This window comes from Serratia aquatilis (assembly GCF_044865145.1).
Lineage (GTDB): Bacteria > Pseudomonadota > Gammaproteobacteria > Enterobacterales > Enterobacteriaceae > Chania > Chania aquatilis.
In genome coordinates, this window is the sequence record NZ_CP173186.1 from 203,828 (window position 1) to 225,233 (window position 21,406).

Sequence of the window (21,406 nt, forward strand, 5' to 3'; positions counted from 1 at the left end):
TATTGGCTGCCCACGGTGGCTTGGCGTTTTGGGGGCCAGCCTATTTGTGGCTGTCGGTAACCTGAACGTTATCGAATATATATTGGTCCTTTTCAGGGTGTATTAGCGGAGAGCAGGTTTTTGCGGGTCAGACGTTCATTAACGATTAAGCAGATGACAATCGTATCGAGTGTGGCACTCGTGGTGATCTGTATCTTTATCGTGATTCAGTTATTCCATTTTGTGCAGCAGCGCAGGGATGACTACGTCAAACAACTGGAGAATATTGCCCATTCCGTTCGCCAGCCGCTGGCTCAAACAGTACTGCGGATGGATGTACCGGAAACCGAACGTGCGCTCAATGCACTGTTGCCTGTGGGGATACTCACTCGTGCAGATATCGTGCTGCCAAATGAGTTTCAGGCATTGCACGCCAATTTCCCTCCTGAGCGCCCAGTCCCCGCTCTGGTGGTGCGTATTTTTGATCTGCCTGTCCAGATTACTGTTCCCCTCTACTCTTTGGAGCGAGTATCTGCCAATCCTCAACCGCTGGCTTATCTGGTGCTACAGGTTGATTCCTACCGGATGTATCAGTTTATCCTCAGCACGTTTTCTACGTTGTTATCGACTTACCTGCTACTGGCATTGATTTTGTCGATAGCCATAACCTGGTGTATGAACCGGCTGTTGGTTTATCCGTTGCGTGCCATCGCGCGCGAACTGGAAAATGTGTCTCAGGGAGACCTCCCTTATCACCAACTGACGCCGCCTGCACAGCATCAGGACGATGAACTCGGCTTGCTGGTTCGCAATTACAATCGTAACCAGCAAATGCTGGCTCAGGCGTATGGCGCATTGAACCGTCAAAGCCAACATCGCCCGATGCGTGAAGGCAACAAGCCGATGATTCAGGAAAATGAAATCCTGCTCGGCATTGAGCAACACCAGTTCAGACTAATTCTTCAGGCGCAGTTGGATATGCAGACCGAGCGGGTTATTGGTGCTGAAGCTCTATTGCATTGGCATCAGCCTGACGGCATCTCTACCACCTCTGTTGAGGTGAAGGAGCTGAATCTCCCGCTCGTTAACTGGGTTCTGGAGGCGTCATGCCATATTCTGGCTGAGTGGCAAACCAAAGCAATTCCGTTGCCGCTAACGGTGAATATTTCTGCGGTACATATCCAGCATAAAGATTTCGGCGCTCATCTGAAGCGGTTACTGGCGGAACATAGGGTTGACCCAGGTAAAATGCGGCTGAAAATCACGGAAACAGCGTGGATCAATGACCCTGACCATTTATTGGCTTTACTCAGAGAGTTGCAAGATGCAGGGCTGTCGATTGCGCTGGATGGCCTTGGCATCGGTTACGCCAGTTTGCATGATCTTAATCGCCTCAAATGTTTGCCGCTCGATCTGATTAACATCGATCGGCGTTTCATTGCAGGCCTGCCCAAGGATGAGGCGATGGTTCGTATTGTCATCTCAATCTCTGAAATACTGAATCTGCCGGTGATGGCACTGGGTGTGGAAACCGCATCACAACGAGACTGGCTGTTACAACACGGTATTCGCAACGGTCAAGGTTCCCTGTTGGCCAAGCCTTTATCACTCGAAGAATTCGAAGTGCAATACCGCCTGCTTTTTCCTATTCTTGAAAGCCACTAATAGGCTTCACCTCTTTTGTGTTAGTTAGAAGAATCTCTTATCTATATTTCAAGTTTGCAGCTAGGCTGACGCGTTTCAGCTCTTAAATTCGTATCAATGGGGGGGAGTAGGCGCAACAAATTATTTCCATGTTGTTATGTGGGTGTTATTTTCCGCGCAGCGTTAAACAAGACGGACGAGTGAACGTCCGCCTGCTGCGTTGTCTCCCCCAAAGGATGTCTTATGAAAACAACTATCTTTAAGAGCCTCTATTTTCAGGTACTGACGGCGATTACGCTAGGTATCCTGCTTGGCCATTTCTACCCTGAACTTGGTGCCCAGATGAAGCCTCTGGGTGATGGATTTGTTAAATTAATCAAAATGATTATTGCTCCAGTGATCTTCTGTACCGTGGTTACCGGTATTGCGGGTATGGAAAGCATGAAGGCGGTTGGTCGTACCGGGGCAATCGCACTGCTGTATTTTGAGATTGTCAGTACCATCGCGTTGCTGATCGGCCTGTTGATCGTGAACGTGGTGCAACCTGGAGCCGGGATGAACGTTGATCCTGGCACATTGGATGCCAAAGCGGTGGCGGTGTATGCCGATCAGGCAGCACAGCAAGGCATAGTGCCATTCCTGTTAGACATTATTCCAGGCAGCGTGATTGGTGCTTTTGCCAGCGGTAATATTTTGCAGGTGCTGCTGTTTGCCGTACTCTTCGGTTTTGCTCTGCATCGCTTGGGTGAGAAGGGCCAACTGATCTTCAACGTGATCGAGAGCTTCTCCCGCGTGATCTTCGGCATCATCAATATGATCATGCGTCTGGCTCCACTGGGTGCATTTGGTGCCATGGCATTCACCATCGGTAAATATGGGGTGGGTACTCTGGTGCAACTGGGCCAGTTGATCGCCTGTTTCTATATCACCTGCCTGCTGTTTGTGGTGCTGGTTCTCGGATCCATTGCCCGTTACAACGGCTTCAATATCTTTAAATTTATTCGTTATATCAAAGAAGAACTGCTGATTGTGCTGGGAACGTCGTCTTCTGAGTCGGTGTTGCCACGTATGCTCGACAAAATGGAAAAACTGGGGTGTAAGAAATCGGTGGTGGGCTTGGTTATTCCTACCGGCTATTCGTTCAACCTTGATGGCACCTCGATCTATCTGACGATGGCGGCGGTGTTTATTGCCCAGGCGACTAACACCCAGATGGACATTATGCATCAGGTGACTTTGCTGGTTGTCTTGTTGCTGTCTTCGAAGGGCGCTGCGGGGGTCACTGGAAGTGGCTTTATCGTGCTGGCAGCCACGATTTCTGCGGTAGGGCACTTACCGCTGGCAGGTCTGGCTTTGATCCTGGGCATCGACCGCTTTATGTCTGAAGCCCGTGCGCTGACTAACCTGGTTGGTAACGGTGTAGCAACTGTTGTAGTAGCGAAATGGTGTAACCAACTGGATGAGAAAAAGCTGAAAGAAGTGCTGGATAGCAAACCTGGTGCGGTTACCGTTGAGAAATCCCTCCCTTCTGCCTGATTTTCCCTGCAAAAAGTCGGCTGCAACAGCAGCCGACATCATTTCCTCTTGCTTCTCAGCCATTTTTTCTAGATAAAACGCAACTATGCACTTTTTTTCATTCTGATGAGTGACATCCACAAGGGCGCGTGGTCTAACAGAATGGTACACTTTGTGCTTTACGCCCAACGTTAAAACTTAGGGCGTAACTGTTGGCTATGCTACATACCCGTTTGGGCATAGTCTTATATTCCATTGAATGGAATATCGGTATTTGCATAGAAAAATTGGATAGTCATCAAGTAGGGGTTCACATGCAGGGCACCAGAATTCGTCTTTTAGTGGGTGGGCTGCTGTTGGCTGCGGCCAACAGCAGCGTGCAAGCTGAAGCACTACAACCTGATCCTGCCTGGCAGCAGGGGCAACTGGATAACGGGTTTTCCTGGCAAATCCTTGATACGCCACAACGCCCAAGCGATCGCGTTGAGCTTCGGCTGGTAGTCAACACTGGATCGCTGGTTGAGTCTTCCCAACAGGTTGGTTTTGCACATCTTTTGCCGCGTCTTGCACTCACTCGCAGTGAAAGCTTTACTGAACCGCAGCTACGCTCGCTGTGGCAGCAGAGCGTAGACAGTGAGCGGCCATTGCCTCCGGCTATCAGTTCTTATGATTTCACCATCTACAGCTTGAGCCTGCCGAATAACCGCCCTGAATTACTGAAAAGTGCACTGACTTGGCTGGCTGATACCACTGGCAGGCTGGCGATCGATGAGAATACTGTACATGCCGTGATGAATGCCGATAATGATCCTATCGGAACTTTCCCACCGAATCCTAAAGATTCCTGGTGGCGCTATCGTCTGAAAGGCTCAACGTTGCTGGCTCACGATCCGGGTCAGCAAGTAAAGCAACCCGTCAGTATTGAACAACTCAAAAAATTCTATGAGCAGTGGTATACACCCGACGCCATGACGTTGTACGTGGTGGGTAAAGTGGATAGCCGCAGCCTGAGTGAGCAGATCAATAAGGCGTTTTCGCCACTTAAGGGCAAGCGCGAGACCCCGGCGACCATGCCAACCTTGACTCCATTGCTACCGCAGCCGGTGAGTCTGATGAGCGATCAGGTCAAGCAAGATACGCTTTCGATCATGTGGGATACCCCCTGGCATCCTATCCGCGACTCGCAAAGCCTGAGCCGCTATTGGCATAGTGATATCGCGCGTGAAGCACTGTTCTGGCATATGCAGCAGGCGCTACAAAAGAGCGAGCAGAAAAATCTCCAGCTAGGGTTTGACTGCAGAGTGCAGTATCAACGTGCCCAATGCGCGATCCATCTGGTTACGCCGAATGATAACCTGAACACCGGCCTGACCTTTATCGCTCGCGAACTGGCCAATGTGCGTAAAAACGGCCTTTCTCAGGAAGAGTTTAACGCGTTGCTTGCGCAGAAAACCGATCAGCTAAGCAAACTGTTTGCTACCTATGCTCACACAGACACTGACGTGCTGATGAGCCAGCGTCTACGTTCTCAGCAAAGCGGCGTTGTGGACATCGCGCCGGAGCAATACCAGAAACTGCGTCAGGCGTTTCTGACATCGTTGACGCTGGAATCGCTGAATCAAGAGTTGAAGCTGCAATTATCGCAGGATGCCACCTTGGTGTTAATGCAGCCGAAAGGTGAACCGGAAATGAACATGAAGCAGTTACAGGCAATCTACAACGGTATCATGGCGCCTGCGCCTGCGCCTGCGGTGGCCAGTGAAGACGTGAAACGGGCCGATGCCGCTGTGCCTGAAACCAGCGCACAGTAAGCAATGTGCGCAGCAATTGCTGCGCACTGGCTAATTTCTATACAGAACCTTGATGATATGGTAACCGAACTGGGTTTTCACCGGGCCATAGGGTTTCAGCAAGGGAATACTGAAAACCGCCTTATCGAATGCGGGCACCATGGTGCCCTTATTGAATTCACCCAATGAACCACCGTTACGTTTCGACGGGCAGCTTGAGTACTTACGCGCCAGCGTATCGAAGCTGACGCCTCGTTTAAGTTTTGCCAGCAGTTCGTTCGCCAGCGTTTCGTTATCCACCAGGATGTGCAGGGCACAAGCCGTTTTGGCCATTATTTTGTCCGTTTTGTCGTACAGAGAATGCCGCTATTGTACCTGTTCTCACCATGCTGTGCAGGGTCATAGGGGTAAATCTCGCAAAGGCTTTCTGCTACAATCTTCTTCCCCACGCAATAAATACTGAGCAATAAAACGCCATGCGATTAAACCCCAGCCAACAACAAGCCGTCGAATTCGTTACCGGGCCCTGCCTGGTGCTGGCCGGTGCCGGTTCCGGCAAAACACGTGTCATCACCAATAAAATCGCCCATTTAATCCACCATTGTGGTTATCAGGCACGGCATATCGCAGCCGTAACCTTTACCAACAAGGCGGCACGCGAAATGAAAGAGCGTGTAGCACAAACCATGGGTCGCAAAGAGGCACGTGGATTGATGATCTCGACGTTCCATACGTTGGGATTGGAGGTGATTAAACGCGAGTATGTTGCGCTGGGGATGAAATCCAACTTCTCATTGTTCGACGATCAAGACCAACTGGCGTTACTGAAAGAATTGACTGAAAAGTGGTTAGAAAGCGATAAGACCCTGGTTGCACAGCTGATCTCCACGATTTCCAACTGGAAGAATGACTTGGTGGACCCCGCGCGGGCGATGGCGTTGGCGCGCTCTGAGAGAGATAAACTGTTTGCGCATTGCTACGGGTTGTACGATGCCCATATGAAAGCATGTAACGTGCTGGATTTTGACGATCTGATCCTGTTACCTACGTTACTGTTGCAGCGTAACGAAGAGGTGAGAGAACGCTGGCAGAACCGTATTCGCTATCTGCTGGTGGATGAATATCAGGACACCAACACCAGCCAATATGAGCTGGTGAAATTGTTGGTGGGAAAACGAGCGCGATTTACTGTGGTGGGGGATGACGATCAGTCAATCTACTCCTGGCGTGGCGCGCGCCCACAGAACTTGGTGTTGCTGAAGGAAGATTTTCCCCATCTGCAAGTAATCAAACTGGAGCAGAACTATCGTTCCAGTGAACGCATCCTGAAAGCGGCCAATATCCTGATTGCCAACAACCCACATGTGTTTGAAAAACGCCTGTTCTCAGAGCTGGGTTATGGCGAAGAACTGAAGGTGGTGACGGCCAACAATGAAGAACACGAGGCCGAGCGGGTGGCTGGCGAACTGATTGCGCATCACTTTGTGAAGAAAACCAACTACCGGGATTATGCCATCCTCTACCGTGGCAATCACCAATCTCGGCTGTTTGAAAAAATGCTGATGCAGAACCGCATTCCCTACAAGATTTCTGGCGGCACTTCGTTTTTCTCACGCCCGGAAATTAAAGATTTACTAGCCTATCTGCGGGTTTTGACCAACCCAGATGACGATAGTGCGTTCCTGCGTATCGTCAACACCCCTAAGCGTGAAATCGGCCCGGCCACGCTGCAAAAATTGGGCGAGTGGGCAAACCAGCGTAATAAAAGCCTGTATCGTGCCAGCTTCGACATGGGGTTGGGTCAACACCTTACTGGGCGTGGGCTCGAGTCATTGCAACGTTTCACTCACTGGATGGAGGGGATCGCTCAACGGGTGGAACGTGAACCTGTCGCCGCGGCGCGTGACCTGATCCGTGGTATTGACTATGAAAGCTGGTTGTTTGAGACCTCACCCAGCCCAAAAGCGGCTGAAATGCGGATGAAAAACGTCGACACGCTGTTTGGCTGGATGACCGAGATGCTGGAAGGCAGTGAGTTGGATGAACCGATGACGCTGACGCAGGTCGTTACGCGCTTTACCCTACGGGATATGATGGAACGCGGTGAAAGTGACGAAGATCTGGATCAGGTGCAGTTGATGACGCTGCATGCCTCAAAGGGTTTGGAGTTCCCCTATGTGTTTCTGGTGGGGATGGAAGAGGGGCTCTTGCCCCATCAGAGCAGTATTGATGAAGATAATGTCGATGAAGAGCGGCGCTTGGCCTATGTTGGGATTACGCGCGCGCAGAAAGAACTGATTTTCACCTTATGCCGCGAACGCCGTCAATACGGTGAATTGGTTCGTCCCGAGCCCAGTCGTTTCCTGCTGGAACTGCCACAGGATGATTTAGCCTGGGAGACGGAACGTAAGGTGGTTAGCCCACAAGAACGGATGCAGAAAGGGCAGAGTCATTTGGCCAGCATGAAAGCGATGTTGGCGAAGGCCAAGGATGCCAAGTAAAGGGTGCCAAAAGCACCCTCTAGTGACGCTCTTCCAGAAACAGTGGACAGTGAGCAAAGTTTTGCCAACGGCTCTCCTGTTCCAGCTCTTCTGCGCGTAATGGATGGCTGGCCAACCAACCCTGCGGCAAGATCACGTGCAATTCTTCGTCAGAGGCACGTAACCGCACGGCGGGTAAGGTATCGTCACGGCGGCGGCTGGCGAAGATGATAGCCAGACGCAGTATCCGGCATAAACGCTGCGCCATACGTGGTGGTACGGCGTTTTGTTGGCTTAGTAGAGGCAGGTCAAGCGTATTGCTCTGGTTTTGCAGCAGGGTCGCTAACAGTTTTTTCTGCGCTGGGGTAAAGCCAGGCAAATCAAGATGGCGGATCAGATAGGCGGCGTGCTGTGGCGCCTGTTTGAAATCGACGCTCAGGCCGATTTCGTGGATTAGACAGGCCGCACGCAGAAGCTCGCGACATCGCGCGTCCAATTGCCATTCGTCGGTAGTCTGTAAACAGAAGTTCGCTGCCAACTGGTTGACGCGTTCCGCCTGGTCGGTATCAAGCAGGTAACGGCGCTGAAGATTGCGCAGTGTCCGGCTACGGATATCCTGTTCGATCGGCAGATGCAGCATGCCGTACACCAATCCTTCGCGCAGTGCGCCACCGGCCAGTGTCATACTTTCGATACCCAACTCCTGGAAAATGGCCAGTAGTATCGACAGACCACTCGGGAAGACCAAGGCCCGTTCCAGCGTCAGGCCTTCGATTTCCAGCTCTTCGAGTTTGCCACATTGAATGGCTCGCTGCTTCAGTTGGCGGAGTTTGGGCAGCGTGATGCGTTCGTCCATGCCCTGCGCCACCATGATTTCCTGCAACGCCTGCACGGTCCCTGAGGCACCGACACAAATCTGCCAGCCATGTTGCTTAAGTTGCTGGGCAATAGGGCGCACCATCTCGCTGGCAGCAAGTTCGGCGGCTTCGAAGTTATCCCGTTCCAGACTGCGATCGCTGAAGAAACGTTCAAGCCAGGTTACACAGCCCATGGATAGGCTGTAGAGCTGGGCGGCTTGCGCACCGGTACCAACCACCAGTTCCGTACTGCCGCCGCCAATATCGACCACTAGGCGCTGGTCAGGGCCGCCGGTGGTATGGGCAACCCCATGATATATCAGACGAGCTTCTTCCTCACCGCTGATGACCTGGATAGAACAGCCGAGGATAGTTTCAGCGGTTTGCAGGAATTCTTGTGCATTGCTGGCAAGGCGCAATGTTGCGGTCGCAACTACGCGGATCTGTTCGCGTGGGATATCCTGAAGGCGTTCTGAGAACAGCCGCAAACATTGCCAGCCACGCTGCATGGCTTCTTCGGAAAGGTGGTTATGTTTATCCAGCCCCGCAGCAAGGCGCACTTTACGCTTGATGCGTGCCAGGGTCTGGATACTGCCAGCCACCTCGCGTACCACCAACATGTGGAAGCTGTTGGAGCCAAGATCGATGGCAGCATAGAGGGGGCTGGAACCAAGCATAATTATCCGTCAGCCTGAACGTTTACGGGTGCCACGTGGCGCTCCGCCACGGCGTGGCGCAGAGTTACGGCGTGGGCCGTTGTTGCCTCGTGGACGCACCAGGCGCTTAGGCGCAGGCAAATCGTTTAGCAGCGCGTCACTGTTGTATTTGCTCACAGGAATACTGTGGCCGGTATAGGTTTCGATTGCTGGCAGGTTAAGGGCATATTCTTCGCAGGCCAGGCTGATAGAATGGCCACTTTCGCCCGCACGACCCGTTCGCCCGATACGGTGAACATAGTCTTCGCAATCATCAGGAAGATCGTAGTTGAAGACGTGGGTTACCAGCGGAATGTGCAGGCCACGTGCTGCTACGTCGGTAGCGACCAGAATATCCAGATTGCCTTTGGTGAAGTCATCCAGAATACGCAGGCGTTTTTTCTGTGCAACATCACCTGTCAGCAGGCCGACGCGGTGACCATCGGCAGCCAAATGGCCCCAAATGTCTTCACAGCGGTGCTTAGTGTTGGCGAAGATGATGCAGCGATCAGGCCACTCTTCCTCGATCAACGTCTGCAGCAAACGCATTTTTTCTTCGTTAGAAGGGTAGAACAGCTCTTCCTGGATGCGATGGCCGGTTTTCTGTTCCGGTTCGACCTCGACATATTCAGCATTGTTCATCTGCTCAAAAGCTAACTCGCGTACGCGGTAGGACAAGGTGGCAGAGAACAACATGTTCAGGCGCTGATTGACCGATGGCATGCGGCGGAACAGCCAACGGATATCTTTGATAAAGCCAAGATCGTACATCCTGTCGGCTTCATCCAGAACCACAACCTGGATAGCACCCAGATCGATGTAGTTCTGTTTGGCGTAATCGATTAAGCGGCCAGTCGTTCCGACCAGAATATCTACACCGCTTTCCAGTACTTTGAGTTGTTTGTCATAGCCATCGCCGCCATAGGCCAGGCCAAGCTTCAACCCAGTGGATTGTGACAGGGCTTCTGCATCGGAGTGGATCTGTACGGCAAGTTCACGCGTTGGCGCCATGATCAAGGCGCGCGGCTGGTTGGTCTGGCGACCTTCTTTCGCCGGATGGGACAGCAAATAGTGAAAAGTAGACGCTAAAAAAGCTAGCGTCTTTCCGGTACCGGTTTGCGCCTGACCTGCAACGTCACGTCCACCGAGCGTGAGTGGCAATGCTAACGCCTGGATGGGCGTGCAGTGGTGAAACCCTTTTTTCTCAAGGGCTTCAAGGACTAACGGGTGCAGGGCGAAGTCGGAAAACTTCTGTTCGGTCAAGTGTGTTTTGCTCATAGTGTGGTAGAATATCAGCTAACTATTGCTTTACGAAAGCATATCCGTTGAAATAAAAACGGTGAAATAAAATCACCTGAGTTGGTTTGATGCTACACCAACAAGGTAGACATAATCCTGTGGAGTAGAACATGAGCGATAAAATTATTCACCTGACTGACGACAGCTTTGACACCGATGTGCTGAAAGCCGAAGGGCCAATTCTGGTCGATTTCTGGGCTGAATGGTGTGGTCCGTGCAAGATGATTGCTCCGATTCTGGATGAGATTGCCGAGGAGTTCGAAGGCAAATTGACCATCACCAAGCTGAATATCGATCAAAATCCGGCTACCGCACCTAAATATGGCATCCGTGGTATCCCAACGCTGTTGCTGTTCAAGAACGGTGAAGTGGCAGCGACCAAGGTGGGCGCGCTGTCCAAAGGTCAGCTCAAAGATTTCCTTAACGCGAATCTGTAATCGGGCGGGAAGCCCTGTGACGGGCGTCTGGAGGTGGGTATTTAATTCACCGCTAGACGCCTGCCAAGAAGCGTGTTAAGTTTAACCATACTGCATATAGAACTTGCCCTAAGTATTAAACCTAAAGAGTCTGAATCTAAGCTTTACTCTGTGTTGAAGCATCGGTAACGAAGTCTCGTTTGAGCTCCGCCCATGTTTTAGCAATCAAACGTTTTTGAAAAAATCATTTTTTAAGGCACCTTCGATCTTAAACCGTCAGCGCGTACGTCCAAAGTAAGCCATTTCTTACCGGGACGGTTCAGCAATCCGGTGATCGAACGCCTAGTAAACAGGCACGAATACCCCATGGATTTCAAGGTGTGGCAAGCTGGCAACCGATAAGTCTCCCGGAACTTGGTTTACTGAGTTACCGCGGTGCAAGACGGGCCCAACATAGCTACAATGTGGAATACCTGTGGAAATCACGCTGCCATACCATTCACGATATTAGTTCGAGACATACCCCGAGTTTAAGAACCCACCACTATGAATCTTACCGAATTAAAGAATACGCCGGTTTCTGAGCTGATTACTCTCGGCGAAAATATGGGGCTGGAAAACCTTGCCCGCCTGCGCAAACAGGACATTATCTTCTCAATACTCAAGCAACACGCGAAAAGTGGAGAAGATATCTTCGGTGACGGTGTGCTGGAGATATTGCAGGATGGATTTGGTTTCCTTCGTTCTGGAGACAGTTCCTACCTCGCAGGCCCCGACGATATCTACGTTTCTCCCAGCCAAATCCGCCGTTTCAATCTCCGCACAGGTGACACCATTTCCGGTAAGATTCGTCCGCCAAAAGAAGGTGAGCGCTATTTTGCCCTGTTGAAAGTCAATGAAGTCAACTACGACAAGCCGGAAAACGCCCGTAACAAAATCCTGTTCGAAAACCTGACGCCGCTTCACGCGAACTCTCGTTTGCGTATGGAGCGTGGCAACGGTTCTACCGAAGATCTGACGGCCCGTGTTCTGGATTTGGCCGCTCCTATTGGCCGTGGCCAACGTGGTTTGATTGTGGCACCACCAAAAGCCGGTAAGACTATGCTGCTGCAGAATATTGCGCAGAGCATTGCTTATAATCATCCCGACTGCGTGCTGATGGTATTGCTGATCGACGAACGTCCGGAAGAAGTAACCGAGATGCAGCGTCTGGTAAAAGGCGAAGTTATTGCTTCTACCTTTGACGAGCCAGCCTCGCGTCACGTACAGGTTGCAGAAATGGTGATCGAGAAGGCTAAGCGCCTGGTCGAGCACAAGAAGGACGTTATCATTCTTCTGGACTCCATTACCCGTCTTGCGCGTGCTTACAACACCGTGGTACCAGCTTCAGGCAAAGTACTGACCGGTGGTGTGGATGCCAACGCCTTGCATCGTCCGAAGCGTTTCTTCGGTGCGGCACGTAACGTTGAAGAGGGCGGCAGCCTTACTATCATCGCTACCGCACTGGTCGATACCGGTTCTAAAATGGACGAAGTCATTTACGAAGAATTTAAAGGTACAGGTAACATGGAATTGCATCTGGCGCGTAAAATCGCCGAGAAGCGCGTATTCCCTGCTATTGACTACAACCGTTCAGGTACTCGTAAAGAAGAACTGCTCACAACGTCTGAAGAACTGCAGAAAATGTGGATCTTGCGCAAAATCATTCACCCGATGGGTGAAATCGATGCGATGGAGTTCCTCATCAACAAATTGGCGATGACTAAAACCAATGATGAATTCTTCGACATGATGAAACGATCATAATCAGGTAAAAATTTCTCGGAACGCCACGCCTAGTCGTGGCGTTTTTTGCTTTTGGCAGATACGATAAGTAACAGTACAGTAAAAGTTGTATATTCTTATGGCTTATTGAGAACTCATCTTATTTATATCTGTTTTTCGCGTTAATGCGTTGAAGCAGGAACGGCTAAAACCGCTGCAACATGAAAGGCGACAGCTAAAAGCATAAATAAGTATGAATGTCAGTTGTCAAAGGAAATTACTGAAAGGCCGCTTGGTAACATGGCTTAGTTTTTGCTTATGTTAAGTGACCTCATCTTCTTTAGAGATTTGTTAACCGTGAACTTACTCACTATGAGTACTGAAATTCTCTTTGTTTTTCTGTTTTCTCTGGCTTTTTTATTTGTTGCCCGCAAGGTAGCAAAAAAGATCGGTTTGGTTGATAAGCCTAATTATCGTAAGCGCCATCAGGGTTTGATCCCTCTGGTGGGAGGAATTTCCGTTTACGCCGGGATTTGCTTCGCTTTCTTGATCTCAGACCAAACGATTGCGCATGGCAAACTTTACCTCGCCTGTGCAGGTGTTCTGGTATTTGTGGGGGCTCTTGACGATCGCTTCGACATCAGCGTCAAGATACGTGCCACAATCCAAGCTTTGGTCGGCATCGCCATGATGTTGTTTGCTGGCCTGTATTTGCACAGCTTTGGCTATGTATTTGGCGGCTGGGAAATGCTGCTGGGGCCATTTGGCTATCTGGTCACGCTGTTTGCTGTCTGGGCTGCAATCAACGCATTTAATATGGTTGATGGTATTGATGGTTTGCTCGGTGGTCTTTCCTGCGTCTCATTCGGCGCAATGGGCATCCTGTTGTACCAAAGTGGCCACCTTGAACTCTCCTTCTGGTGTTTCGCCATGCTGGCGGCTATTGTCCCCTATATTCTGCTTAACCTCGGCATCCTTGGCCGCCGGTATAAAGTGTTTATGGGTGATGCAGGCAGTACGCTGATTGGTTTTACGGCAATCTGGCTGTTACTGCAAAGCTCACAGGGGCCAAGCCATCCTATCAAGCCAGTCACCGCATTGTGGATTATCGCTATCCCATTGATGGATATGATCGCCATCATGTATCGGCGGCTGCGTAAAGGGATGAGCCCGTTCTCGCCAGATCGCCAGCATATTCATCACCTGATTATGCGTGCTGGCTTTAGCCCCCGTCAGGCGTTTGTCCTGATTACGCTGGCGGCAGCGATTTTGGCAACGATAGGTGTCATTGGTGAACGTCTGAGTTTTATTCCTGAATGGGTTATGTTGGCATTATTTTTGCTTGCATTCATTTTCTATGGCTATTGTATTAAACGTGCGTGGCGCGTTGCGCGTTATATCAAACGTATCAAGCGTCGCATACGGAATTCAACGAACAATAAGCAAGTACCTTAACCTGAGGCTTTAGGGCAGTGATGATTCCTGAAACAACGTCTGAAAAGAATACCCCGGTGGTCGATACCGAGCTCGATATCCGTGGGCTGTGCTGCACCCTTTGGCGTGGCAAAAAATGGATTATCGGTTTCGCGGTGCTGTTTGCTGCTGTCGCCCTGGTGGTTTCCTACCTGGTGAAACAGGAGTGGAGTGCTACTGCAATTACCGACAGGCCAACGGTGAACTCGTTGGGTGGGTATTACTCTCAGCAGCAATTTCTACGTAACCTTGATGTACGGGCTATGCCTACTGTTCCTGTCGATCAACCAGGGATTGCAGATGAAGCCTATAATGAATTCATTATGCAGTTGGCTGCCTATGACACGCGCCGTGATTTCTGGCTGCAAAGCGATTACTACAAGCAACGTCAGGAAGGTGATGCACGTGCTGATGCGGTGTTGCTTGACGAGTTGATAAGCAATATTCAGTTCACGCCACGCGATGACAAAAAAGTGCTTAACGATAGCGTCAAACTGACGGCAGAAACCGCACCGGATTCAAACCGTCTGCTGCGCCAATACGTTGCCTTTGCCAGCCACCGGGCTGCACAGCATCTGAATGAGGAGATCCAAGGTGCATGGGCTGCTCGCACGACCTCGATGAAAGCACAAGTGAAACGGCAGGAAGCAGTAGCTGATGCAGTGTACCAGCGTGAGTTACGAACGGTTCAGCATGCATTGAAAATCGCTGAGCAGCAAGGAATTAGCCGTACTCAGACCGATACACCGGCAGAGCAGTTGCCTGATTCCGATCTGTTCCTGCTTGGCAAACCGATGCTTAAGGCCCGTTTGGAAGGTTTACAGGCCTCCGGGCCAACCTTTGATTTGAGCTATGACCAGAATCGCGCAATGTTGGCAACCTTGAACGTCGGCCCAACGATTGATGCTAAATTTCAGGCTTACCGTTATTTGCGCACTCCTGAAGAGCCAGTAAAACGCGACAGCCCACGCCGGGTATTCTGGCTGATTATGTGGGGTTCGATTGGTGCGCTGGTGGGCGCGGGAGTTGCCTTGGCGCGCCGGCCTCGTAGTTGATAATAAGAATAGAGTAATTTTTGCTGATGGGTACTTGAGTGCCTGACTTTGCAGGTTCGCCTGCGGTTCACCGACCAAAAGAGATTCGCTGTGAAAGTGTTGACTGTTTTTGGTACCAGACCGGAAGCCATCAAAATGGCTCCTCTGGTACATGCTCTGGCTCAGGATGAAGCCTTTGAGTCAAGAGTCTGCGTTACGGCACAGCATCGCGAGATGCTGGATCAGGTATTGCGTTTGTTTGAAATCGTACCGGATTATGACCTGAATATCATGAAACCCGGCCAGGGGCTGAGTGAGATCACTTGCCGCATTCTGGAAGGGCTGAAGGACGTTCTGGAGGACTTCAAACCTGATGTTGTGCTGGTTCACGGCGATACGACGACGACCATGGCAACCAGCCTGGCGGCGTTTTATCAACGTATACCAGTGGGGCATGTGGAGGCAGGGCTGCGCACAGGAAATCTCTATTCTCCATGGCCAGAAGAGGCCAACCGTAAGTTGACTGGTCATTTGGCAATGTACCATTTTGCGCCGACCGAAAACTCGCGGCAGAATCTGCTGCGGGAGTCACTGCAGGATGATCACATTTTTGTGACGGGTAATACCGTGATTGATGCGCTGCTATGGGTGCGCGATCGGGTTATCAACGATGAATCTCTGCGTAATAGCCTTGCTCAGCATTACCCATTCCTGGATGTCAGCAAGAAATTGATTTTGGTAACCGGCCACCGTCGTGAAAGCTTTGGTGGCGGTTTCGAACGTATTTGTAGTGCGTTGGCAGAGATTGCTCTTCAGCATCCTGAAGTTCAGGTGGTCTACCCGGTACACCTTAACCCCAACGTCAGTGAGCCGGTCAATCGTATCCTGAAAGGCATTGATAACATTATTCTTATTGATCCACAGGATTACCTACCGTTTGTTTATCTGATGACGCATGCCTATATGATACTGACCGACTCTGGCGGTATTCAGGAAGAGGCACCATCGCTAGGGAAACCGGTGCTGGTGATGCGTGATACCACCGAGCGACCAGAAGCGGTAGACGCCGGAACGGTGCAGTTAGTCGGAACGGATATCGTTAAAATTGTTGATGCGGTTACTCGGCTGTTGACAGACCAAAACGAATATCACGCCATGAGCCGGGCACATAACCCTTACGGTGACGGGCATGCCTGCCAACGTATCCTCGAAGCTTTAAAGAATCATCAGGTGACAGCATGAGTTTTAACACTATTTCAGTTATTGGCCTGGGTTATATCGGTTTGCCAACGGCTGCGGCATTTGCTTCCCGTCAGAAGAAAGTGGTGGGCGTGGATGTTAATCAGCACGCGGTAGATACCATTAATCGGGGTGCCATTCATATCGTTGAACCCGATCTGGATCGCGTGGTGAAAGAAGCTGTAGATGGCGGATATCTGCAGGCGGTGACCAAACCGGTTGCAGCAGACGCTTTTCTGATTGCCGTGCCAACGCCATTTAAAGGGGATCATGAACCCGATCTGGCCTATGTTGAAGCGGCAGCCAAGTCATTAGCTCCGGTGCTGAAAAAGGGTGACCTAGTGATCCTAGAGTCCACTTCTCCGGTGGGCGCAACCGAGCAGATGGCTCAATGGTTGGCGCAGGCGCGCAGCGATCTGAGCTTCCCGCAGGATGCCGGTGAACAGGCTGACATCAATATTGCGTACTGTCCTGAGCGGGTATTGCCGGGGCAAGTGATGGTCGAACTGATCCGCAACGATCGTGTTATCGGCGGTATGACGCCAAAATGTTCTGAGCGCGCGAGCGCGCTGTACAAGATTTTCCTGGAAGGTGAATGTGTTATCACCAACTCCCGCACCGCCGAAATGTGCAAACTGACGGAAAACAGCTTCCGTGACGTGAATATCGCGTTTGCCAACGAACTGTCTTTGATCTGTGCTGAGCAAGACATCAATGTATGGGAATTGATCAGCCTGGCCAACCGCCACCCGCGCGTCAACATTCTGCAGCCTGGTCCAGGGGTGGGGGGGCACTGTATTGCTGTTGATCCTTGGTTTATCGTGGCACAGAACCCGCAACAGGCTCGCCTGATCCACACGGCGCGCCTGGTAAACGACGGCAAACCACTGTGGGTGGTCGATCGCGTCAAGGCTGCTGTGGCGGACTGCCTGGTGGCAACCAACAAGCGTGCTGCCGAGGTAAAAATTGCCTGCTTCGGTCTGGCTTTCAAGCCAAATATCGATGATTTGCGTGAAAGCCCGGCGGTTGAAGTAGCTCACCTGATTGCTGACTGGCACATTGGCGAAACCTTGGCGGTGGAGCCCAATGTTGATCACCTGCCTAAGTCACTGGCGGGGCATGTAACGTTGAAAACCATTATGGACGCGCTGGAACAGGCCGATGTGATCGTGATGTTGGTCGATCATAAAGAGTTCAGAGCGATCAAACCGCAAGATATTAAGCAGCCTTGGATCGTGGACACCAAAGGAGTCTGGCGTTGAAACGTATTTTGGTCACCGGTGGCGCCGGTTTCATCGGCTCTGCCGTGGTAAGACACATCATAAGCTCGACCTCCGACAGCGTAGTGGTGGTCGACAAGCTGACTTATGCCGGTAATCTTGAGTCACTGCATGGCGTGGTGAACAGCGAGCGTTATGCTTTCGAGCAGGTGGACATTTGCGATCGCACCGAGCTGGATCGTGTATTTGCGCAGTATCAACCTGATTTCGTCATGCATCTGGCGGCGGAAAGCCACGTTGATCGTTCCATCGACGGCCCAGCGGCCTTTATTGAAACCAACGTGGTGGGAACTTACACCATGCTGGAGGCTGCCCGTCACTATTGGCAGGCGTTGGCGGAAGAGAAGCAGCAGGCTTTCCGTTTCCATCATATCTCTACCGACGAAGTGTATGGCGATCTGCACGGCACTGACGATCTGTTTACCGAAACTACACCTTACGCACCGAGTAGCCCGTATTCTGCTTCCAAAGCATCGAGCGACCATCTGGTACGTGCCTGGCTTCGCACCTACGGTTTCCCTACCCTGGTGACAAACTGTTCCAACAACTACGGCCCTTATCACTTCCCGGAGAAGCTGATCCCGTTAGTGATCCTGAATGCGATTGCCGGTAAACCGCTGCCGGTCTACGGCAATGGTGCGCAGGTTCGCGACTGGTTGTATGTGGAAGATCATGCACGTGCGTTATATCAGGTAGTGACGGAAGGCGTGGTGGGAGAAACCTACAATATTGGTGGTCATAACGAGCGCAAAAATATTGAAGTTGTTCACACCATCTGCGATCTGCTGGAAGAACTGGCACCGAATAAACCGCAGGGCGTGGCGAAATATCGCGATCTGATCACTTACGTCAAGGATCGCCCAGGTCACGACATGCGCTATGCCATTGATGCAGGCAAAATCGAGCGTGAACTTGGCTGGCGCCCGCAGGAAACCTTTGAAAGCGGGATCCGCAAGACGGTTTCCTGGTATCTGAACAATGAAACCTGGTGGGGCCGCGTGCAGGATGGGTCTTATGCTGGCGAACGTTTAGGGCTTAACCAGTAATAACCTTCGCCTGTTGGTTGCCGTCCACAGTGTTCAAATCTGTTCCCGACAGATTTGTGGTAACCCCCAGTGGCTTATAGTGATAAGTCGCTGGGGGTTATCTATTCGTTATCTGGCTGTAGCTTGAATTCCAATAGGTATGGCTGTTTATCCTATGACAGAAAAACTTTCACGTAATGAAAGTGAGTCAGGAGTGAAAATGAAAGGTATTGTTCTTGCCGGTGGTTCGGGGACGCGTTTGCACCCAATTACTCGCGGCGTCTCCAAGCAATTGCTGCCCATCTATGATAAACCGATGATTTATTATCCGATCTCGGTACTGATGCTGGCTGGGATCCGGGACATTCTGATTATCTCCACGCCCGAAGATCTGCCTTCGTTCCGCCGTTTACTCGGCAGCGGTCAAGAGTTTGGTATTAATCTCAGCTATGCCGAGCAGCCTAGTCCGGATGGACTGGCGCAGGCGTTCCTGATCGGCGAAGATTTCATTGGTGGTGAGCCATGCTGCCTGGTGCTGGGTGATAATATCTACTTCGGTCAGGGCTTTAGCCCGAAACTGAAAAGTGTTGTTGAAGGCCTGCAGGGCGCGACGGTATTCGGCTACCAGGTTATGGATCCAGAGCGATTTGGTGTGGTGGAGTTTGATGATAATTTCCGTGCGCTTTCAATAGAGGAAAAACCGGCCAAGCCAAAATCAAACTGGGCGGTCACCGGTCTTTACTTCTATGACAGTCAGGTGGTTGATTTCGCCAAACAGGTGAAGCCTTCCCCGCGCGGCGAACTTGAAATCACCAGTATCAATCAGATGTATCTTGAGCGTGGCGAATTGAAGGTTGAACTGTTGGGCCGTGGCTTTGCCTGGCTCGATACCGGTACTCACGATAGCCTGATCGAAGCCAGTACCTTTGTGCAAACGGTTGAAAAACGCCAAGGGTTTAAGGTTGCCTGTCTGGAAGAAATTGCTTGGCGTAACGGTTGGCTGGATGACGATGGCGTGAATCGTGCTGCTCTGGCGTTAGCCAAAACAGGCTATGGCAAATACTTACTGGATCTATTGCATGTCCGTCCACGCCAATATTGAGCCTTTGAGCTGGGAAAGCGAATTTTTCCACCTTAATAGCGCCAAACTGCAGTTTAACGATGCTGCGCCCTTGGTCAGCGATGCTGAGTTGGATGCTTTTGCGCTGGTGCAGGCCAAGATCCCAGCGCAGCGCGTTGACTTGGCTGACGCACTGGCGAGGCTGCAATTCAGACTGGTGGAAGGTGAAGTTGATTTTTCTTTGGTAATTGGCACGGAAAGTGCTTCATTATCGTCGACAGTCCGCATCGCTGAGCCGCAAGATATTCCGCTGCTGCGAGCGGCTGCGGCCAACGTATTTGCCGCCAGCCGATTCCGCGCGCCATGGTATGGGCAGCAAGACAGCGGGCGTTTTTACGCCACCTGGATTGAGAAAGCGGTGCTGGGTACTTTTGATCATCAGTGCCTGTTGGTACTGGGAAGCGACGGGAAGCCCGAAGGGTTTGTCAGCCTGCGTGATATTGGCCAGCAAGAGGCTCGTATCGGTCTGCTGGCGGCACTCCCCGGAACACAAGGGAAAGGGACCGGTTCACGGCTGATGGCGGCCGCGATTGCCTGGTGTCAGCAGAAACGGCTGCAGCGCCTGCGCATCGCGACGCAGATAAGTAATCTTGCCGCGTTACGGCTCTATCAACGGCACGGTGCCAACATAGAAAGCACCGCTTATTGGTTCTATAGAGGTTTACATGATTCCATTTAATGCACCACCGGTTGTTGGCACCGAACTCGATTACATGCAGGCTGCAATGAGCAGCGGTAAATTGTGCGGTGACGGCGGTTTTACCCGCCGCTGCCAGCAGTGGATGGAACAACGTTTTGGTAGCCCGAAAGTTTTACTGACGCCGTCCTGTACTGCTTCATTGGAAATGGCGGCTATCCTGCTGGACATTCAGCCGGGTGATGAAGTCATCATGCCGAGCTTCACTTTCGTATCTACCGCTAACGCCTTTGTGCTGCGTGGCGCCGTAGTGGTATTTGTCGACGTACGTCCAGATACCATGAACATTGATGAAACTAAAATCGAAGCGGCCATTACCGACAAAACCCGCGCGATTGTGCCTGTTCATTACGCCGGTGTAGCCTGCGAAATGGACACCATCATGGCGTTGGCTAAGAAGTACAATCTGTTTGTGGTTGAAGATGCGGCGCAGGGCGTGATGTCGACCTACAAAGGTAAAGCTTTGGGCACTATCGGGCACATTGGTTGCTACAGTTTCCACGAAACCAAGAACTACACCGCCGGTGGTGAAGGTGGTGCAACGTTGATTAACGATCCGTCACTGATCGACCGTGCCGAAGTTATTCGTGAGAAAGGGACCAACCGTAGCCAGTTCTTCCGCGGTCAGGTGGATAAATACACCTGGCGTGATATTGGCTCCAGCTATCTGATGTCGGACCTGCAAGCTGCTTATCTGTGGGCGCAATTGGACGCTGCCGAGCTGATCAACCAGCGCCGTCTTGAACTGTGGCAGAACTATTATGACGCGTTCAAACCGCTGGCCGATGCAGGCCGTATCACCTTGCCGGTGATCCCGGCGGACTGCGTGCATAATGCCCATATGTTCTATGTAAAACTGAAAGACGTACAGGAACGTACCGCGTTTATTGCCTACCTGAAAGAGGCGGAGATTATGTCGGTCTTCCACTATATTCCTCTGCATGCCTGCCCAGCAGGTGAGAAGTTTGGCCGCTTTGTTGGCGAAGACCGCTTCACCACCAAGGAAAGCGAACGTCTGGCCCGTTTGCCGTTGTTCTATAACATGTCTGACGTCAATCAACGTTCGGTGATCAATACTATCCTGAGCTTCTTTGCCTGA

17 protein-coding genes are annotated in these 21,406 nt (G+C 51.4%); 14 read left to right on the forward strand and 3 right to left on the reverse strand.

What is annotated here, in order from left to right:
- The first annotated feature begins 120 nt into the window (after nt 1-120).
- The 3 genes from SAQUA_RS00885 to SAQUA_RS00895 all read left to right on the forward strand — a co-directional run bounded on the left by SAQUA_RS00885 (nt 121) and on the right by SAQUA_RS00895 (nt 4,949).
- Nucleotides 121-1,644, forward strand: a complete 1,524-nt coding sequence (locus SAQUA_RS00885; protein WP_380673782.1) for an EAL domain-containing protein — start codon at nt 121-123, stop codon at nt 1,642-1,644.
- A gap of 222 nt (nt 1,645-1,866) precedes the next feature.
- The gene (locus SAQUA_RS00890) at nt 1,867-3,159 is read left to right on the forward strand and encodes a dicarboxylate/amino acid:cation symporter (RefSeq protein ID WP_380673781.1); all 1,293 of its coding nucleotides are present in this window, start codon (nt 1,867-1,869) and stop codon (nt 3,157-3,159) included.
- A gap of 293 nt (nt 3,160-3,452) precedes the next feature.
- A complete protein-coding gene (locus SAQUA_RS00895) occupies nt 3,453-4,949 on the forward strand; it encodes a M16 family metallopeptidase (protein WP_380673780.1) in 1,497 nt (498 codons plus the stop codon).
- Between the two features lie 30 nt (nt 4,950-4,979).
- Here SAQUA_RS00895 and ppiC read toward each other — a convergent pair whose 3' ends face one another.
- Nucleotides 4,980-5,261 carry a peptidylprolyl isomerase PpiC gene (gene ppiC, locus SAQUA_RS00900; RefSeq protein ID WP_380673779.1) on the reverse strand — a complete coding sequence of 94 codons (282 nt, stop codon included), beginning with the start codon at nt 5,259-5,261 and terminating at the stop codon, nt 4,980-4,982.
- Nucleotides 5,262-5,404: 143 nt separating this feature from the next.
- Between ppiC and rep the strand changes: the two genes are divergently transcribed.
- Nucleotides 5,405-7,429 carry a DNA helicase Rep gene (gene rep / locus SAQUA_RS00905; RefSeq protein WP_380673778.1) on the forward strand — a complete coding sequence of 675 codons (2,025 nt, stop codon included), beginning with the start codon at nt 5,405-5,407 and terminating at the stop codon, nt 7,427-7,429.
- A 19-nt stretch (nt 7,430-7,448) separates the two neighbouring features.
- On the opposite strand, the gene ppx is transcribed toward rep, so the two are convergent.
- Nucleotides 7,449-8,942: an exopolyphosphatase gene (gene ppx, locus SAQUA_RS00910; RefSeq protein ID WP_380673777.1), complete on the reverse strand. Its 1,494-nt coding sequence runs from the start codon at nt 8,940-8,942 to the stop codon at nt 7,449-7,451.
- Between the two features lie 9 nt (nt 8,943-8,951).
- Entirely contained in the window at nt 8,952-10,238 is a 1,287-nt protein-coding gene (gene rhlB, locus SAQUA_RS00915; protein WP_380673776.1) for an ATP-dependent RNA helicase RhlB, read from the reverse strand.
- Between the two features lie 131 nt (nt 10,239-10,369).
- On the opposite strand from rhlB, the gene trxA reads away from it, so the two are divergent.
- The 10 genes from trxA (at nt 10,370) to rffA (ending at nt 21,406) form a co-directional block, all read left to right on the forward strand.
- Complete coding sequence (gene trxA / locus SAQUA_RS00920) at nt 10,370-10,696, forward strand: thioredoxin TrxA (RefSeq protein ID WP_156293301.1); 327 nt, start codon at nt 10,370-10,372, stop codon at nt 10,694-10,696.
- 525 nt (nt 10,697-11,221) lie between these two features.
- Complete coding sequence (gene rho / locus SAQUA_RS00925) at nt 11,222-12,481, forward strand: transcription termination factor Rho (protein ID WP_021181558.1); 1,260 nt, start codon at nt 11,222-11,224, stop codon at nt 12,479-12,481.
- A 315-nt stretch (nt 12,482-12,796) separates the two neighbouring features.
- Nucleotides 12,797-13,894 (forward strand): UDP-N-acetylglucosamine--undecaprenyl-phosphate N-acetylglucosaminephosphotransferase, encoded by a 1,098-nt coding sequence (wecA, locus tag SAQUA_RS00930; RefSeq protein WP_380673775.1) that lies wholly within the window; start codon nt 12,797-12,799, stop codon nt 13,892-13,894.
- Nucleotides 13,895-13,914: 20 nt separating this feature from the next.
- Nucleotides 13,915-14,967, forward strand: a complete 1,053-nt coding sequence (gene wzzE, locus SAQUA_RS00935; RefSeq protein WP_380673874.1) for an ECA polysaccharide chain length modulation protein — start codon at nt 13,915-13,917, stop codon at nt 14,965-14,967.
- A gap of 90 nt (nt 14,968-15,057) precedes the next feature.
- On the forward strand, nt 15,058-16,188 hold the full coding sequence (gene wecB / locus SAQUA_RS00940) for a non-hydrolyzing UDP-N-acetylglucosamine 2-epimerase (protein ID WP_380673774.1): 1,131 nt from the start codon (nt 15,058-15,060) through the stop codon (nt 16,186-16,188).
- Complete coding sequence (wecC, locus tag SAQUA_RS00945; protein WP_380673773.1) at nt 16,185-17,447, forward strand: UDP-N-acetyl-D-mannosamine dehydrogenase; 1,263 nt, start codon at nt 16,185-16,187, stop codon at nt 17,445-17,447. The genes wecB and wecC overlap by 4 nt, the downstream gene beginning before the upstream one ends.
- Nucleotides 17,444-18,511 (forward strand): dTDP-glucose 4,6-dehydratase, encoded by a 1,068-nt coding sequence (gene rffG, locus SAQUA_RS00950; RefSeq protein WP_380673772.1) that lies wholly within the window; start codon nt 17,444-17,446, stop codon nt 18,509-18,511. Before wecC ends, rffG begins: the two co-directional genes overlap by 4 nt.
- Nucleotides 18,512-18,710: 199 nt before the next feature.
- Entirely contained in the window at nt 18,711-19,592 is an 882-nt protein-coding gene (rfbA, locus tag SAQUA_RS00955) for a glucose-1-phosphate thymidylyltransferase RfbA (RefSeq protein WP_380673771.1), read from the forward strand.
- A complete protein-coding gene (gene rffC / locus SAQUA_RS00960; protein ID WP_380673770.1) occupies nt 19,570-20,289 on the forward strand; it encodes a dTDP-4-amino-4,6-dideoxy-D-galactose acyltransferase in 720 nt (239 codons plus the stop codon). Before rfbA ends, rffC begins: the two co-directional genes overlap by 23 nt.
- Nucleotides 20,276-21,406 (forward strand): dTDP-4-amino-4,6-dideoxygalactose transaminase, encoded by a 1,131-nt coding sequence (rffA, locus tag SAQUA_RS00965; RefSeq protein ID WP_380673769.1) that lies wholly within the window; start codon nt 20,276-20,278, stop codon nt 21,404-21,406. Before rffC ends, rffA begins: the two co-directional genes overlap by 14 nt.

Excerpts from the sequence above, each read along its gene's own strand:
- SAQUA_RS00890 (WP_380673781.1), top strand. The coding sequence starts at position 1,867 with ATGAAAACAACTATCTTTAAGAGCCTCTATTTTCAGGTACTGACGGCG.
- SAQUA_RS00895 (WP_380673780.1), top strand. The coding sequence starts at position 3,453 with ATGCAGGGCACCAGAATTCGTCTTTTAGTGGGTGGGCTGCTGTTGGCT.
- ppiC (WP_380673779.1), bottom strand. The coding sequence starts at position 5,261 with ATGGCCAAAACGGCTTGTGCCCTGCACATCCTGGTGGATAACGAAACG.
- rep (WP_380673778.1), top strand. The coding sequence starts at position 5,405 with ATGCGATTAAACCCCAGCCAACAACAAGCCGTCGAATTCGTTACCGGG.
- ppx (WP_380673777.1), bottom strand. The coding sequence starts at position 8,942 with ATGCTTGGTTCCAGCCCCCTCTATGCTGCCATCGATCTTGGCTCCAAC.
- rhlB (WP_380673776.1), bottom strand. The coding sequence starts at position 10,238 with ATGAGCAAAACACACTTGACCGAACAGAAGTTTTCCGACTTCGCCCTG.
- trxA (WP_156293301.1), top strand. The coding sequence starts at position 10,370 with ATGAGCGATAAAATTATTCACCTGACTGACGACAGCTTTGACACCGAT.
- rho (WP_021181558.1), top strand. The coding sequence starts at position 11,222 with ATGAATCTTACCGAATTAAAGAATACGCCGGTTTCTGAGCTGATTACT.
- wzzE (WP_380673874.1), top strand. The coding sequence starts at position 13,915 with ATGATTCCTGAAACAACGTCTGAAAAGAATACCCCGGTGGTCGATACC.
- wecC (WP_380673773.1), top strand. The coding sequence starts at position 16,185 with ATGAGTTTTAACACTATTTCAGTTATTGGCCTGGGTTATATCGGTTTG.
- rfbA (WP_380673771.1), top strand. The coding sequence starts at position 18,711 with ATGAAAGGTATTGTTCTTGCCGGTGGTTCGGGGACGCGTTTGCACCCA.
- rffC (WP_380673770.1), top strand. The coding sequence starts at position 19,570 with ATGTCCGTCCACGCCAATATTGAGCCTTTGAGCTGGGAAAGCGAATTT.
- rffA (WP_380673769.1), top strand. The coding sequence starts at position 20,276 with ATGATTCCATTTAATGCACCACCGGTTGTTGGCACCGAACTCGATTAC.